15 protein-coding genes are annotated in these 15,557 nt (G+C 58.5%); 3 read left to right on the top strand and 12 right to left on the bottom strand.

The genetic code is table 11. The features are described from left to right. The first annotated feature begins 156 nt into the window (after positions 1-156). Both mutS and fdxA read left to right on the top strand, forming a co-directional pair. A complete protein-coding gene (mutS, locus tag CKW26_RS24045; protein WP_176471349.1) occupies positions 157-2,727 on the top strand; it encodes a DNA mismatch repair protein MutS in 2,571 nt (856 codons plus the stop codon). Between the two features lie 163 nt (positions 2,728-2,890). After that, complete coding sequence (fdxA, locus tag CKW26_RS24040) at positions 2,891-3,214, top strand: ferredoxin FdxA (RefSeq protein ID WP_007908827.1); 324 nt, start codon at positions 2,891-2,893, stop codon at positions 3,212-3,214. A gap of 526 nt (positions 3,215-3,740) precedes the next feature. Here the strand turns inward: fdxA and rpoS are convergent. The 8 genes from rpoS to CKW26_RS24000 form a co-directional block, all read right to left on the bottom strand. Then, positions 3,741-4,751 (bottom strand): RNA polymerase sigma factor RpoS, encoded by a 1,011-nt coding sequence (gene rpoS, locus CKW26_RS24035; protein WP_038357938.1) that lies wholly within the window; start codon positions 4,749-4,751, stop codon positions 3,741-3,743. Between the two features lie 106 nt (positions 4,752-4,857). Then, a complete protein-coding gene (locus CKW26_RS24030) occupies positions 4,858-5,727 on the bottom strand; it encodes a peptidoglycan DD-metalloendopeptidase family protein (RefSeq protein WP_093436549.1) in 870 nt (289 codons plus the stop codon). Between the two features lie 212 nt (positions 5,728-5,939). After that, positions 5,940-6,575 (bottom strand): protein-L-isoaspartate(D-aspartate) O-methyltransferase, encoded by a 636-nt coding sequence (locus CKW26_RS24025; RefSeq protein ID WP_171057346.1) that lies wholly within the window; start codon positions 6,573-6,575, stop codon positions 5,940-5,942. Between the two features lie 41 nt (positions 6,576-6,616). After that, entirely contained in the window at positions 6,617-7,366 is a 750-nt protein-coding gene (surE, locus tag CKW26_RS24020) for a 5'/3'-nucleotidase SurE (RefSeq protein WP_007908831.1), read from the bottom strand. Beyond that, positions 7,354-8,412 (bottom strand): tRNA pseudouridine(13) synthase TruD, encoded by a 1,059-nt coding sequence (truD, locus tag CKW26_RS24015; protein ID WP_095050410.1) that lies wholly within the window; start codon positions 8,410-8,412, stop codon positions 7,354-7,356. Before truD ends, surE begins: the two co-directional genes overlap by 13 nt. Continuing rightward, positions 8,409-8,882: a 2-C-methyl-D-erythritol 2,4-cyclodiphosphate synthase gene (gene ispF / locus CKW26_RS24010; RefSeq protein ID WP_038979164.1), complete on the bottom strand. Its 474-nt coding sequence runs from the start codon at positions 8,880-8,882 to the stop codon at positions 8,409-8,411. Before ispF ends, truD begins: the two co-directional genes overlap by 4 nt. Positions 8,883-8,925: 43 nt before the next feature. After that, the gene (gene fghA / locus CKW26_RS24005) at positions 8,926-9,771 is read right to left on the bottom strand and encodes an S-formylglutathione hydrolase (RefSeq protein ID WP_095050409.1); all 846 of its coding nucleotides are present in this window, start codon (positions 9,769-9,771) and stop codon (positions 8,926-8,928) included. A gap of 94 nt (positions 9,772-9,865) precedes the next feature. Beyond that, the gene (locus tag CKW26_RS24000) at positions 9,866-10,978 is read right to left on the bottom strand and encodes an S-(hydroxymethyl)glutathione dehydrogenase/class III alcohol dehydrogenase (protein ID WP_093436558.1); all 1,113 of its coding nucleotides are present in this window, start codon (positions 10,976-10,978) and stop codon (positions 9,866-9,868) included. A gap of 116 nt (positions 10,979-11,094) precedes the next feature. Here CKW26_RS24000 and CKW26_RS23995 point away from each other — a divergent pair, with 116 nt between their 5' ends. Beyond that, positions 11,095-11,991: a LysR substrate-binding domain-containing protein gene (locus CKW26_RS23995; protein WP_095050408.1), complete on the top strand. Its 897-nt coding sequence runs from the start codon at positions 11,095-11,097 to the stop codon at positions 11,989-11,991. A gap of 117 nt (positions 11,992-12,108) precedes the next feature. On the opposite strand, the gene ispD is transcribed toward CKW26_RS23995, so the two are convergent. The 4 genes from ispD to kdsA form a co-directional block, all read right to left on the bottom strand. Continuing rightward, on the bottom strand, positions 12,109-12,816 hold the full coding sequence (ispD, locus tag CKW26_RS23990) for a 2-C-methyl-D-erythritol 4-phosphate cytidylyltransferase (protein ID WP_095050407.1): 708 nt from the start codon (positions 12,814-12,816) through the stop codon (positions 12,109-12,111). Further along, positions 12,813-13,091 carry a cell division protein FtsB gene (gene ftsB, locus CKW26_RS23985; protein WP_007908838.1) on the bottom strand — a complete coding sequence of 93 codons (279 nt, stop codon included), beginning with the start codon at positions 13,089-13,091 and terminating at the stop codon, positions 12,813-12,815. The genes ispD and ftsB overlap by 4 nt, the downstream gene beginning before the upstream one ends. Before the next feature lie 171 nt (positions 13,092-13,262). After that, complete coding sequence (eno, locus tag CKW26_RS23980) at positions 13,263-14,552, bottom strand: phosphopyruvate hydratase (protein ID WP_093436567.1); 1,290 nt, start codon at positions 14,550-14,552, stop codon at positions 13,263-13,265. Between the two features lie 157 nt (positions 14,553-14,709). Further along, positions 14,710-15,555: a 3-deoxy-8-phosphooctulonate synthase gene (gene kdsA, locus CKW26_RS23975; RefSeq protein ID WP_095050406.1), complete on the bottom strand. Its 846-nt coding sequence runs from the start codon at positions 15,553-15,555 to the stop codon at positions 14,710-14,712. Positions 15,556-15,557: the final 2 nt, after the last annotated feature.

Below are 15,557 nucleotides of genomic sequence, written 5' to 3'. Positions count from 1 at the left end.
TGCTGCATCCACCTCAAAAAAACTTCATACTCGGCTCCACTGAATCAACTCACGGGCCGCATCGCTGGCAAACACTCGCCATTTCGTAGATGCAAACGACCCCGTTTTTGCCTTGTCACTTTTTCCGGTAAAGCTAAACCCCTGATGAATAAAGCTATTTCAGACCTGTCCTCCCACACCCCGATGATGCAGCAGTACTGGCGCCTGAAGAATCAGCATCCAGATCAGCTGATGTTCTACCGCATGGGCGACTTCTACGAGATCTTCTACGAAGACGCGAAGAAGGCAGCCAAGTTGCTGGACATCACTCTGACCGCGCGCGGACAGTCGGCGGGGCAGGCGATTCCGATGTGTGGGATTCCTTACCACGCGGCGGAAGGCTATCTGGCGAAGCTGGTGAAGCTTGGCGAGTCCGTGGTGATTTGTGAGCAGGTCGGCGATCCGGCCACCAGCAAAGGCCCGGTTGAGCGGCAGGTCGTACGGATCCTTACGCCGGGTACGGTCAGTGATGAAGCGCTGCTTGATGAACGCCGCGACAACCTGATTGCAGCCCTGCTGGGTGACGAACGTCTGTTCGGCCTTGCCGTGCTGGACATCACCAGCGGCAGTTTCAGCGTGTCGGAAATCAAAGGCTGGGAAAACCTGCTGGCGGAACTGGAGCGGATCAACCCGGTGGAGCTGCTGATACCAGATGACTGGCCAAGAGACCTGCCAGCGGAAAAACGCCGTGGCGTCAGTCGTCGTGCGCCGTGGGATTTCGAGCGTGATTCAGCACTGAAAAGCCTTTGCCAGCAGTTCTCCACCCAAGACCTGAAGGGTTTTGGCTGCGAGAACCTGACCCTGGCAATCGGCGCGGCCGGTTGCCTGTTGGCCTACGCCAAGGAAACCCAGCGCACCGCCCTGCCCCACCTGCGCAGCCTGCGCCACGAACGCCTGGATGACACCGTGGTGCTGGACGGTGCAAGCCGTCGCAACCTCGAACTCGACACCAACCTGGCCGGTGGTCGCGATAACACCCTGCAATCGGTGGTTGATCGCTGCCAGACCGCCATGGGCAGTCGCCTGCTGACCCGCTGGCTGAATCGTCCGTTGCGCGATCTGACCGTACTGCTGGCGCGCCAGACCTCGATCACGTGCCTGCTCGATCGCTATCGTTTCGAAAAGCTGCAACCACAGCTCAAGGAAATCGGCGACATCGAGCGAATTCTCGCGCGGATCGGCCTGCGCAACGCACGTCCTCGTGACCTTGCTCGCTTGCGCGACGCCCTCGGTGCCCTGCCTGAACTGCAAGTGGCGATGACTGACCTGGAAGCACCGCACCTGCAAAGTCTGGCGACCATCACCAGCACCTACCCGGAACTGGCGGCACTGCTGGAAAAGGCCATCATCGACAATCCGCCGGCGGTGATCCGTGACGGCGGCGTGCTGAAAACCGGTTACGACAGCGAACTCGACGAGCTGCAATCACTGAGCGAAAACGCCGGCCAGTTCCTCATCGATCTCGAAGCCCGCGAGAAAGCTCGCACCGGTCTTAGCCACCTGAAAGTCGGTTACAACCGCATTCACGGCTACTTCATCGAATTGCCGAGCAAGCAGGCCGAGTCGGCACCGGCGGACTATATCCGTCGGCAAACCCTGAAAGGCGCCGAGCGCTTCATCACGCCGGAACTGAAAGAGTTCGAAGACAAAGCCCTCTCTGCCAAGAGCCGTGCCTTGGCGCGCGAGAAGATGCTTTACGAAGCCCTGCTGGAAGACCTGATCAGCCAGTTGCCACCGCTGCAGGACACCGCCGGCGCGCTGGCCGAACTGGACGTGTTGAGCAACCTCGCCGAGCGTGCGCTGAATCTTGACCTGAACTGCCCGCGCTTCGTCAGCGAGCCGTGCATGCGCATCTCCCAGGGTCGTCACCCGGTGGTCGAGCAAGTGCTGACCACGCCGTTCGTGGCCAACGACCTGAGCCTGGATGACAACACCCGTATGCTGGTGATCACCGGCCCGAACATGGGTGGTAAATCCACCTACATGCGCCAAACCGCATTGATCGTGTTGCTCGCTCACATTGGCAGCTTCGTGCCCGCAGCCAGTTGCGAACTGTCGCTGGTCGACCGCATCTTCACTCGAATCGGTTCCAGCGATGACCTGGCCGGTGGCCGTTCGACCTTCATGGTTGAGATGAGCGAAACCGCCAACATCCTGCACAACGCCACCGAGCGCAGTCTGGTGCTGATGGACGAAGTCGGGCGCGGCACCAGCACCTTCGACGGTCTGTCGCTGGCATGGGCGGCGGCCGAGCGTCTGGCGCATCTGCGCGCGTATACGCTGTTTGCCACCCACTACTTCGAACTGACCGTGTTGCCGGAAGCCGAGCCGTTGGTGGCCAACGTCCACCTCAATGCGACCGAGCATAACGAACGCATCGTCTTCCTGCACCACGTGCTGCCGGGACCTGCCAGCCAGAGCTACGGTCTGGCGGTGGCGCAACTGGCCGGTGTGCCAAGCGAAGTGATCGTGCGTGCCCGTGAGCATTTGAGCCGACTGGAAGAAACCGCTTTGCCGCATGAAGCGCCGAAACCTGCCGCCAAGGGCAAACCGGCGACGCCACAGCAAAGCGACATGTTCGCCAGCCTGCCGCACCCGGTGCTCGATGAGCTGGCTAAACTGGATCTGGATGACCTGAGCCCGCGTCGTGCGCTCGAAATGCTCTATGCACTGAAGAACCGGATATAAGCACTGAAGAAGCGGATATAACGCAAACGGCTTCAAGCTGTTAGAATCTCGCGCGGTTTGGGATGCTGCTGGCTAATAGCCTGGCCAGCAGGTATCGCTCCCGAACCTGGCGACCCCAACCGTGAAGGGGCAACGCTGCCGCCGCCTGAGGAGAAAATTAGAAATGACCTTCGTCGTCACCGACAACTGCATCAAGTGCAAGTACACCGACTGCGTAGAAGTGTGTCCGGTGGACTGCTTTTACGAAGGCCCGAACTTCCTGGTGATTCACCCGGATGAGTGCATCGACTGCGCCCTGTGCGAACCGGAATGCCCGGCCGTAGCCATTTTCTCCGAGGACGAAGTTCCGGAAGAGATGCAGGAATTCATTCAACTCAACGTTGAGCTGGCTGAAATCTGGCCGAACATCACCGAGAAGAAAGAATCGCTGCCGGATGCCGAAGAGTGGGATGGCGTCAAAGGCAAGATCAAAGACCTCGAACGCTGATCTGTCGCGCGTTCAATAAAAGGCCCCTTGCGGGCCTTTTTGCTTTTTGCGGGTTCTACTATTCTGCAGGCGAAAAAAGGGGCGGTATGACCCGCCCACATTTTTTCCCTATTCCCTGTATTCCTTTTCATCGTCCTGATGAATCGCGTCCTGCGATGTCCGTTCCCCTCTTCCTTGAAGGGCGTGTCTGTCCGTCGACACAACCCAGATACTAAAGAGTTCCCTGCCAAGAGCAATCGGCCGCAGGAGCGAAAGAGCGCTGTAATAAGCACTTCACATTAAAAAATATATATAAAATTCAATAAGTTAGAGTTAGCCATCTAGAGCAATCGACGTCTGCTCCCGCGTAAAGATAGTGAACACTTACGAAAGAGTAAGCCAAGGCTTACACCGCGAGACTACAAACGATGGAAATGCCAACCATACGTCCGGCAATGCGCAGGGTGGTGCTGGATTGCCAGCAAACTCAGGTCAACAAAAAACCCCGAACCAGTCGGGGCTTCTTGCGGGCACGCGTGGAAGGCGCTTACTGGAACAGCGACTCGCTCGACAGGCCATTCTTCTCGAGGATTTCACGAAGGCGCTTGAGACCTTCTACCTGGATCTGCCGCACCCGTTCCCGGGTCAGGCCGATCTCCAGGCCTACATCTTCCAGCGTGCTGCTCTCATGGCCGCGCAGGCCGAAGCGGCGTACGACCACCTCGCGCTGCTTGTCGGTCAACTCCGACAGCCATTGATCGATGCTCTGCGACAGGTCGTCATCCTGCAGCAATTCACAAGGATCGGTCGGACGATCGTCGGTAAGGGTGTCCAGCAGGGTTTTATCCGAATCCGGACCCAGCGAGACGTCGACCGAAGAAACCCGCTCGTTCAGGCCAAGCATGCGCTTGACCTCGCCCACCGGTTTTTCCAGCAGGTTGGCAATTTCTTCGGGTGAAGGTTCGTGGTCGAGCTTCTGCGTCAGCTCCCGTGCAGCCCGCAGGTACACGTTGAGCTCCTTGACCACATGGATCGGCAACCGGATGGTCCGGGTCTGATTCATGATCGCGCGCTCGATGGTCTGACGAATCCACCAGGTCGCGTAGGTCGAGAAGCGGAAGCCGCGCTCGGGATCGAACTTTTCCACCGCCCGGATCAATCCGAGGTTGCCCTCTTCGATCAGATCCAGCAGCGACAGCCCCCGATTGACGTAACGCCGGGCGATTTTGACCACCAGCCGCAGGTTACTTTCAATCATGCGCTTGCGTCCGGCCGGATCGCCACTTTGCGACAGTCGCGCAAAATGAACTTCTTCTTCCGGAGAGAGCAGTGGGGAAAAGCCGATTTCGTTGAGATACAACTGCGTGGCATCAAGTGCACGCGTGTAGTCGATGTACTTATGTTGTTTAAGTGAAGCGGAGTGTTTGGATTTGGAACGAACGGAAGGTGGAGCAGCCCCTTCATCATTCGACATCGAAGATTCCGAATCGATGCCGGTCTCCATAAGGAGAACCTCATCGTCGATGTCAAACTCCGGCACTTCTTTACTGAGAGCCATTGTTATAGTCCTTTGGTGAGTTCGACCCCAAGCTCAAGCGACGCCTTTATCCTTGGCAGCGCTGGAGCCTGTCCCCTCTACGCGACGGAACAGGCTGGCTTACAAATCAACGTCTTGGCAGGAACTGCAGCGGATCTACAGGTTTACCTTGGCGGCGAATCTCAAAATGCAGTTTCACCCGGTCTGTACCCGTTGACCCCATTTCGGCAATTGTCTGTCCGACCTTGACCTGCTGTCCCTCCCGAACCAACAGCCTGCGGTTATGTCCGTAGGCACTGACGTAGGTTTCGCTGTGTTTGATGATGACTAATTCGCCGTAGCCCCTTAAGCCACTCCCGGCGTATACCACCGTCCCATCAGACGCAGCTAAAACAGGCTGTCCCAAATCTCCGGCGATATCAATTCCTTTATTCAAACTACCGTTTGAAGAGAATTTTCCAATCAGAATGCCATTAGATGGCCATCCCCAGCCGGTCGGGGCTGGGCCTGCCGGAGGCAACGGCGCGGGCGCTTGCTTGTTGGCGACGGACGGTACAGCCCCCGTAGAACCGGTGGTTGTAGTGGTAGTGGTGCCATTTGCCTGGCGCCGGATTACCGTGGTTTTACTCGACGAAGAAGGTGAAGAACTGCTGTTGCTCACCACCGCCGTCGGCGTTGAACCGGTGCGGCCGTCAAAGCGAATTGTCTGACCCGGATGGATCGTATACGGCGTAGGAATATTGTTCCGGGCAGCGAGGGCTTTGTAGTCCCAGCCGTAGCGAAATGCGATCGAAAACATCGTATCGCCCGGACGGACTACATATTGTCCGGTCGTCACCGTAGGACGCTGGGCCACCGCGTTGTTGCGATCGACCACCCGCACATTGCTCGATTTGGTGCTGGAGCAACCGACCAGCAAGGTGCTCAAGACGAGGCCAGTCACCAGGCGCTGAAAGCTCGTGTTACCCATACGCTGCGCAATGACTGTGAGACTCACCCGCCGCTCCCTTTGTGGTGGCTGAAAAATGTGGAATGCCGGATTTCGGCATGAGGTGTCGCAAGTATAACGGGCCGGATCGGCTTTACCTTTAATGAAGCGAAATCGCTTCACGCACACGTTTGCCAGCTGACAATCTGCTGCGTTTAAACCATCGTCGCCGAAGTAAGACACAAGCGAACGAAAGGAATTCAGCGCACGCAAACAAATGCTCAGGCCAGTGGCCCATTGAGCAACGGCACAAAACGGACAGCCCCGAGAACATGCCGGGAAAAGCCGTTTTCCTCACGCACGATCAGCAACAATTGCTGCACTTCCCCGGAGCCCACCGGAATCACCATGCGTCCGCCCGGAGCTAGTTGGTCAAGCAAGGCTTGCGGTACATCCGTGGCCACGGCGGTGACGATAATACCGTTATAAGGTGCCAGCGCCGGCCACCCTTCCCAACCATCGCCCCAGCGGAACACCACGTTGCGCAGGTTAAGTTCAACCAAACGTTCCTTGGCGCGATCCTGCAGTACCTTGATGCGCTCAACCGAGAACACCCGCTCAACCAGTTGTGACAACACCGCCGTCTGGTAACCGGAACCGGTGCCGATCTCCAGCACCTTATCCAGTGGGCCCGCCTCCAGCAGCAGCTCGCTCATGCGCGCCACCATATAAGGCTGGGAAATCGTCTGGTTATTGCCGATCGGCAGCGCCGTGTCTTCATAAGCACGGTGTGCCAGCGCTTCATCGACGAACAGATGACGCGGCGTACGCCGGATCACTTCCAGCACCTTGGCGTTGGACACGCCCTCTTCGTACAGGCGCTGGATCAGCCGCTCGCGGGTACGCTGAGAGGTCATGCCGATCCCGCTGCGCAGCCTGTCTTCATGTTCACGGGCCATCAGCGCAGTCCCTCCAGCCAGCCGTCGAGGCTTCTGAACGCATCGTTGAAGGTGCGATCGAGCTGCAACGGCGTGATGGAAACATAGCCCTGCATCACTGCGTGAAAATCAGTGCCCGGGCCGCCATCTTCGGCATCACCGGCCGCGGCAATCCAGTAACCGGCCTTGCCCCGTGGATCGACCACTTTCATCGGCGCCGCTGCACGGGCGCGATGGCCGAGGCGGGTCAATTGAATACCGCGAATATGGTCGATCGGCAGATTGGGAATGTTCACGTTGAGCACCGTGCGCGGTGGCAGATCAAGCCCGGCATGGGCCTCGACCAGTTTGCGCGCAAAGTAGGCCGCCGTCGGCAGATTATCCACCTGCCGCGAGACCAGCGAAAAAGCGAACGACGGACGCTCGAGAAAACGTCCCTCAAGGGCGGCCGCCACTGTCCCGGAATACAGCACGTCATCGCCAAGATTGGCGCCGAGGTTGATCCCGGAAACCACCATGTCCGCCTCGCGCTCCAGCAAGCCGTTGAGGCCCAGGTGCACGCAGTCGGTCGGGGTGCCGTTGAGGCTGATAAAGCCGTTGGCCAGGTATTGCGGGTGCAGCGGACGGTCGAGCGTCAGCGAACTGCTGGCGCCGCTTTTGTCCTGCTCCGGGGCGATAACCACGCACTCGGTGTAATCCGCCAGCGCAGCATAAAGCGCGGCGAGACCGGGTGCGGTTACCCCATCGTCGTTAGAAATCAGAATACGCATGGGCTGTCCGTCTGCCCCACCGGCACCAGATCAACAAGCTCGCGCACCAATACGGTGGCGAAGCATCCGGCCGGGAGGACGAATTCCAGTTGCAGAATGTCAGGCTGGGGATAATGCCACGTCAACCCGGCAATGGGCAGCCGCAGGATGCGACGTTCGTGGCTCATGCCGGCATGAATCAACCAATCGCGCAGCTCTGCTTCATCGGCGGCGATCCCCTGCTCCAATTCATGGACAACGCCTGCGGTCGGCGAGTCACCTTCGCCCCACTGAGGACCGGTCGGGTGCAGATCGAGAATCGCCAGACGCGGGTCGCTGCATTCAGCTTCTCCGGCCGGGAAAAAACTGCGGCTGTCGGTGAACGCGAGCAGGTCGCCGACCTGGGCTTTTTGCCAGGTGCCATCGGCCACTCGTGCGGCGAGCACCTTGTTGAAGAGAAAACTGCGCGCGGTCGAGAGCAGGCGCGAACGAACATTGCGTTGCTCCGGCAACGCCTTGCGCGCCGCCCAAGAACGCGCATCAACAACATTGCCGCCGTCGTGGCCGAAACGCTGGGCGCCGAAATAATTGGGGATGCCTTGTTGGGCTATCAGCTGCAGACGCTGCTCAATCGCTGCTTTGTCGCCATCGAACTGAGTCAAACGCAAGGTGAAACCGTTGGCCGAATGCGCACCGCGTTGCAGTTTGCGTTTGTGGCGAGTGGTCTTGAGAATCTTCAGCGTGTCGTTTTCCGCCGCCGACAGATCCGGATCGGCCTTGCCCGGCAATTGCACGCTGAACCACTGGCGAGTCAGCGCCTGACGATCCTTGAGACCGGCATAGCTGACGGTGCGCAACGGCACGCCGGCAGCCTTGGCGATACGCCGCGCGGCTTCTTCAGTGTTCAGGCCGCGTTTTTCGACCCAGATCCACAGATGTTCGCCATCGCCGCTGAACGGAATATCGAGGACTTCATCGACCTGAAAGTCTTCAGCGATGGCTTTCAGTACCGCCGTGCCGAGGGGTTCACCATAGGCACGCGGGCCGAGCAATTGCAGTTCATTCATGCGCGCAGCAACAAGGCAACGGAGTGCACGGCGATGCCTTCTTCGCGACCGACAAAGCCGAGCTTTTCGGTGGTGGTAGCTTTCACGTTCACTTGATCCAACTCAACTTGAAGATCCGCCGCGATCAGCGCGCGCATCGATTCGATATGCGGGGCCATTTTCGGTGCCTGGGCAACGATAGTGTTGTCGACGTTGCCGACTTTCCAGCCTTTGGCATGGATCAGCGCGACCACATGACGCAGCAACACACGGCTGTCGGCGCCCTTGAATTGCGGGTCGGTGTCCGGGAAATGCTTGCCGATATCACCCAGCGCAGCGGCGCCGAGCAAGGCATCGCTCAAGGCGTGCAGCAGGACGTCACCGTCGGAATGAGCGAGCAGCCCGAAGCTGTGTGCGATGCGCACGCCGCCCAGAGTAATGAAATCGCCTTCAGCGAAACGGTGCACATCATAGCCGTGGCCAATACGCATAAAAAAACGCCCCGATTTTTGTCAGGGCGTGATTCTACCTGCATTAGTCCCGAAGGGCTTGTGCGTGATGCTGCAAGTGGTCGTCTATGAAGCTTGAGATGAAGAAATAGCTGTGGTCGTAGCCCGGTTGCAAGCGCAATGTCAGCGGATGACCCGCTTGTTTTGCCGCTTGTTGCAGAGCTTCGGGTTTGAGCTGGGTGGCGAGGAAGTCATCGCGATCCCCTTGATCGACCAGCAGCGGCAGTTTTTCATCCGCCTCGGCAATCAGTGCGCAGGCATCCCACTCTTTCCATTTGGAACGGTCTTCGCCCAGGTAGCGCGAAAAGGCTTTCTGACCCCACGGGCAATCCATCGGGTTGTTGATTGGCGAGAACGCCGACACCGATTGATAGCGTCCCGGGTTACGCAGCGCGCAGACCAGCGCACCGTGACCGCCCATGGAGTGACCGCTGATGCTGCGTTTGTCCGAGGCGGGGAAATGCGCTTCGACCAGTGCAGGCAACTCATGCACGACATAGTCATGCATCCGATAGTGGCGCGACCAAGGTTCCTGCGTGGCATTCAGATAGAAACCGGCACCGAGGCCGAAATCCCACGCGCCATCCGGATCACCCGGCACATCCGGCCCACGAGGGCTGGTGTCCGGCGCAACGATGATCAGACCCAGTTCGGCAGCCATGCGCATCGCGCCGGCCTTTTGCATGAAATTCTCGTCGGTGCAGGTCAGGCCTGACAGCCAGTACACCACCGGCAACTTGCCGCCCTGTTCCGCCTGCGGCGGCAGGTATACGGCGAACACCATGTCGCAACCGAGCACGTCTGAGCGATGGCGATAACGCTTGTGCCAACCGCCGAAACTCTTCTGACAGGAGATGTTTTCCAGACTCATGGGATTCTCCCAGCTGCAAGTGGCAAGCTTCGAGCTTCAAGAAAGGGCAAAAGCGCCTTTGCTTGCAGCTTGAAGCTTGTACTTGGCTCTGCTTTTAGAAATGAATGACGGTACGGATGCTCTTGCCTTCGTGCATCAGGTCGAAGGCCTTGTTGATGTCTTCCAGGCCCATGGTGTGGGTGATGAAAGTATCCAGCGGAATCTCGCCGCTCTGGGCCATGTCGACGTAGCTTGGCAACTCGGTACGACCGCGCACGCCACCGAATGCCGAACCGCGCCAGACGCGACCGGTCACCAACTGGAATGGACGGGTAGCGATTTCCTGACCGGCACCGGCAACACCGATGATGACCGACTCGCCCCAACCTTTGTGGCAGCACTCAAGGGCGGCGCGCATCAATTGCACGTTGCCGATGCACTCGAAGGAGAAGTCGACACCGCCATCGGTCATGTCGACGATCACTTCCTGGATCGGACGATCGAAATCTTTCGGGTTTACGCAGTCGGTAGCGCCGAGTTGTTTGGCGATCTCGAACTTGGCCGGGTTGATGTCGATGGCGATGATTCGCGCAGCCTTGGCTTTCACCGCGCCAATGACTGCGGACAAACCAATGCCGCCCAGACCGAAGATGGCCACGGTGTCACCGGGTTTGACCTTGGCAGTGTTGAGTACCGCACCGATACCGGTGGTGACGCCGCAGCCCAGCAGGCAAACCTTTTCCAGCGGCGCATCTTTGGAGATCCTGGCCACGGAGATTTCCGGTAACACGGTGTATTCCGAGAATGTCGAAGTACCCATGTAGTGGAAAATGGTTTCGCCCTTGTAGGAAAAACGCGAAGTGCCGTCCGGCATCAAACCCTTGCCCTGAGTCGCGCGAATCGCCTGACACAGGTTGGTCTTGCCCGACTTGCAGAATTTGCACTGGCCGCATTCCGGGGTATACAGCGGAATGACGTGATCGCCCACCGCAACCGAGGTCACGCCTTCGCCGATCGCTTCGACGATGGCGCCGCCTTCGTGGCCGAGGATCGACGGGAAGATACCTTCCGGGTCTGCACCGGACAGGGTGTAAGCGTCTGTGTGGCAAACCCCGGAAGCCACTACGCGCAGCAGGACTTCACCGGCCTTGGGCATGGCGACATCGACTTCTACGATTTCCAGCGGCTTCTTGGCCTCGAAGGCAACGGCGGCGCGCGACTTGATCATGCTGACTCTCCAGTGAATCCAATGAATAAAAAACCAGACAAGGAGTGTAATACATGGCTTCACGATGAATAATCAGGACAAAAGCAAAACATTATTGCCATACAGGGATAATCCCGATGTCCGAAAATCGCTGGGAAGGCATCGACGAGTTCGTCGCCGTCGCTGAATGCAGCCAGTTCACTGCCGCTGCCGAGCGTCTTGGAGTTTCGTCCTCGCACATCAGCCGACAAATCGTACGGCTGGAAGAAAGACTTCAGACGCGACTTCTCTATCGCAGCACACGCCGGGTGACACTGACTGAGGCCGGGCAGACCTTCCTGCAACATTGCCAACGCTTGCAGGACGGTCGCGAGGAAGCATTGCGCGCCGTCGGCGATCTGACCAGCGAACCGAAGGGCATGCTGCGCATGACCTGCGCAGTAGCCTACGGCGAGCGTTTTATCGTGCCGCTGGTGACGCGGTTCATGGGGCTTTATCCACAACTGCGCATCGATATCGAACTGAGCAATCGCCAGCTCGATCTGGTACATGAAGGCCTTGATCTGGCGATTCGCCTGGGCCGCTTGCAGGACTCGCGGTTGGTCGCGACACGCCTGGCGCCACGGCGAATGTATCTGTGTGCGTCACCGTCCTACGTCGAGCGGTACGGTCGCCCACATAGCCTGTCGGAATTGAGTCGGCACAATTGCCTGATTGGCAGCTCGGACATCTGGCAGCTTGAGCAAAACGGACGGGAGTTTTCCCAGCGCGTGCAGGGCAACTGGCGCTGCAACAGCGGGCAAGCGGTGCTGGATGCGGCGTTGCAGGGGGTTGGGCTGTGTCAGTTGCCGGATTATTACGTGCTGGAGCATTTGCACAGCGGCGCGCTAATTTCGTTGCTGGAGGCGCATCAGCCACCAAATACGGCGGTGTGGGCGCTATACCCGCAACAGCGGCACTTGTCGCCGAAGGTGCGCAAGTTGGTGGATTTTCTCAAGGAAGGATTGGCTGAGCGGCCGGAGTATCAGGAATGAGTGTTGCGTTGGCTGTAAATGCGCTATCGCGAGCAGGCTCACTCCTACAGGGGAACGCATTTCAAAATGTAGGAGTGAGCCTGCTCGCGATGGCGATTCAACAGGCACCACAAAAATTCAGCGGCGATTCGCCCAACGCTGACGCAACCACTCCAGATCTTCCGGCCGGGTCACCTTGAGGTTATCCGCCCGCCCTTCAATCAGACGAGGCTTAAGCCCCGCCCACTCCATCGCCGAAGCTTCATCAGTGATCACAGCATCCGCCACCAGACTGTCCGCCAACGCCCGATACAACGCGCCGAGGCGAAACATCTGCGGCGTATACGCCTGCCAGATCACGCTGCGATCCACGGTCTCCAGCACACGACCGTGCTTGTCGACTCGCTTCAAGGTGTCGCGCGCCGGAACGGCGAGCAGGCCGCCGACCGGATCGTCCGCCAGTTCATCCAGTAACTTGTCGAGATCTTCGCGACTCAGATTCGGTCGTGCCGCATCGTGCACCAGCACCCAATCCTCATCATCGGCACCCTGCGCATGCAAATGCAGCAAAGCATTGAGCACCGAGCCGGAACGCTCGGCGCCGCCCTCGACGCGCTGAATACGCGAATCGCCAGCGCACGCCAGGTTCGGCCAATAAGGATCATCAACAGCAAGACTGACCACCAGGCCCTTAAGGCTTGGGTGATCGAGGAAGCAGCCGAGGCTGTGTTCGAGAATTGTGCGTCCGCCCAGTTGCAGGTATTGCTTGGGACGGTCCGCGGCCATTCGGGCACCGATGCCCGCAGCAGGAATCACGGCCCAGAAGGCCGGCAGGGAATTGATCATTGGGCCAACTGGTAAAGGGTTTCGCCGTCCTTGACCATGCCCAGTTCGTGACGAGCCCGCTCTTCAACGGTCTCCATGCCCTTTTTCAACTCGCTGACTTCAGCGTCCATCACGCGATTGCGCTCCAGCAAACCTTCGTTCTCGGCGTGTTGATCAGCTATCTGCTGATTCAGCTCGGCGACTTGCGCCAGACTGCCATTGCCCACCCACAGGCGGTACTGCAAACCGGCCAGTAGCAAGAGCAAAACGAGAAACAACCAGTAAGGACTGCGCATCGAATATCAGGTATCCAGTGAAAAAAGACAGCCACGCCAAAACTTTGAAGCATCTGATAGCACGAAGCCTGGAAGACCCAGGCTTGTGCTGTTAAGGCATCAGATTAGTGGCAAATCCATCGCTGTCACGACTTTTTCGACACAATCCGGTGTCCTTCCATCGATTTGTACTTAGCCGCGGAACTCGCTGCGACCGTTGTACTTGGCCTTGCCATTCAACTGCTCTTCGATACGCAGCAGTTGGTTGTACTTGGAAACGCGGTCGGAACGGCACAGGGAACCGGTCTTGATCTGGCCAGCCGAGGTGCCCACAGCCAGGTCGGCAATGGTCGAATCTTCGGTTTCGCCCGAACGGTGCGAGATCACTGCGGTGTAACCGGCAGCCTTGGCCATCTGGATGGCTTCCAGGGTTTCGGTCAGGGTGCCGATCTGGTTGAACTTGATCAGGATCGAGTTGGCGATCTTTTTATCGATGCCTTCTTTCAGGATCTTGGTGTTGGTTACGAACAGGTCGTCGCCCACCAGCTGAGTCTTCTCGCCGATCTTGTCGGTGAGGATCTTCCAGCCAGCCCAGTCGGACTCGTCCAGACCGTCTTCGATCGAGATGATCGGATAACGTTCGGTCAGGCCTTTGAGGTAATCGGCGAAACCTTCAGCGGTGAACACCTGGCCTTCGCCGGACAGGTTGTACTTGCCGTCTTCGTAGAATTCGCTAGCCGCGCAGTCCAGCGCCAGGGTCACGTCGGTGCCCAGCTTGTAACCGGCGTTGGCCACAGCTTCCGAGATCACTTTCAGCGCGTCTTCGTTGGACGCCAGGTTCGGTGCGAAACCGCCTTCGTCGCCAACGGCAGTGCTCAGGCCACGGGCCTTCAGCACAGCTTTCAAGTGATGGAAAATCTCGGTGCCCATGCGCAGACCTTCCGAGAACGACTTGGCGCCAACCGGCTGCACCATGAATTCCTGGATGTCGACGTTGTTATCGGCGTGCTCGCCACCGTTGATGATGTTCATCATCGGTACCGGCATCGAGTAAACACCCGGAGTGCCGTTGAGGTTGGCGATGTGTGCGTACAGCGGCAGGTCCTGATCCTGTGCAGCAGCCTTGGCCGCAGCCAGGGACACGGCGAGGATGGCGTTGGCGCCCAGGGTTGCCTTGTTTTCGGTACCGTCGAGCTTGATCATCGCGTGATCCAGGGCTTTCTGGTCACTTGGGTCGGTGCCCAGCAGCAGATCGCGGATCGGACCGTTGATGTTGGCTACCGCTTTGAGCACGCCCTTGCCCAGGTAACGGCTCTTGTCGCCATCACGCAGCTCGAGTGCTTCACGCGAGCCAGTGGATGCACCGGACGGCGCGCAAGCGCTGCCGATGATGCCGTTGTCGAGAAGCACGTCCGCTTCCACGGTGGGATTGCCACGGGAGTCGAGAACTTCACGACCTTTGATGTCGACGATTTTTGCCATTGTTGTAAACACTCCAAAGTTGACGAAAACGACGCAGCTAGAGGAAATCTTTTTACCGTCGGCAAGGGGTGTGCAGCGGGCAGGCTTGCAGACGATAACGCTCATGCCCGAGGGCATGAGCGACAAATCGTGCGGTACTTTACCGGAGAATTGAGTGTTACGCGGTTTCTACCGTCGGAAAACTCTTCACCAGTTCGTCCAAAGCCTTGAGCTGGGCCAGGAATGGCTCCAGTTTGTCCAGACGCAAGGCGCAAGGGCCGTCGCATTTGGCATTGTCCGGATCCGGGTGCGCTTCGAGGAACAGACCTGCCAACGACTGGCTCATGCCCGCCTTGGCCAGATCCAGAACCTGGGCACGGCGACCGCCAGCGGAGTCGGCACGACCGCCAGGCATTTGCAGCGCGTGGGTCACGTCGAAGAATACCGGGTACTCGAACTGCTTCATGATGCCGAAGCCGAGCATGTCGACCACGAGGTTGTTGTAGCCGAAGCTCGAACCACGCTCGCAGAGGATCAATTGATCGTTACCCGCTTCCACACACTTGTTCAGGATGTGTTTCATTTCCTGAGGCGCGAGGAACTGGGCTTTCTTGATGTTGATCACTGCATTGGTCTTGGCCATCGCGACGACCAGATCGGTCTGGCGCGACAGGAAGGCCGGCAGTTGAATGATGTCGCAGACCTCAGCGACGACCGCGGCCTGATCAGGCTCGTGGACGTCGGTGATGATCGGCACGCCAAAGGCTTGTTTGATGTCCTGGAAGATGCGCATGCCCTCTTCCAGGCCAGGACCACGATAAGAGGCCACAGAAGAACGGTTAGCCTTGTCGAAACTGGCCTTGAACACGTAAGGGATACCGAGTTTTTCGGTGACCTTTACGTACTCTTCGCAAACCTGCATGGCCATGTCACGGCTTTCCAGCACGTTCATGCCGCCGAACAGCACCATGGGTTTGTCGTTGGCAATTTCGATGTCGCCGACGCGGATGATCTTCTGTGCCATCG

Origin of the sequence: Pseudomonas sp. Irchel s3h9 (assembly GCF_900187475.1) — a bacterium.
GTDB lineage: Bacteria > Pseudomonadota > Gammaproteobacteria > Pseudomonadales > Pseudomonadaceae > Aquipseudomonas > Aquipseudomonas neuropathica.
This window is presented reverse-complemented; position numbering and strand designations above follow the sequence as displayed.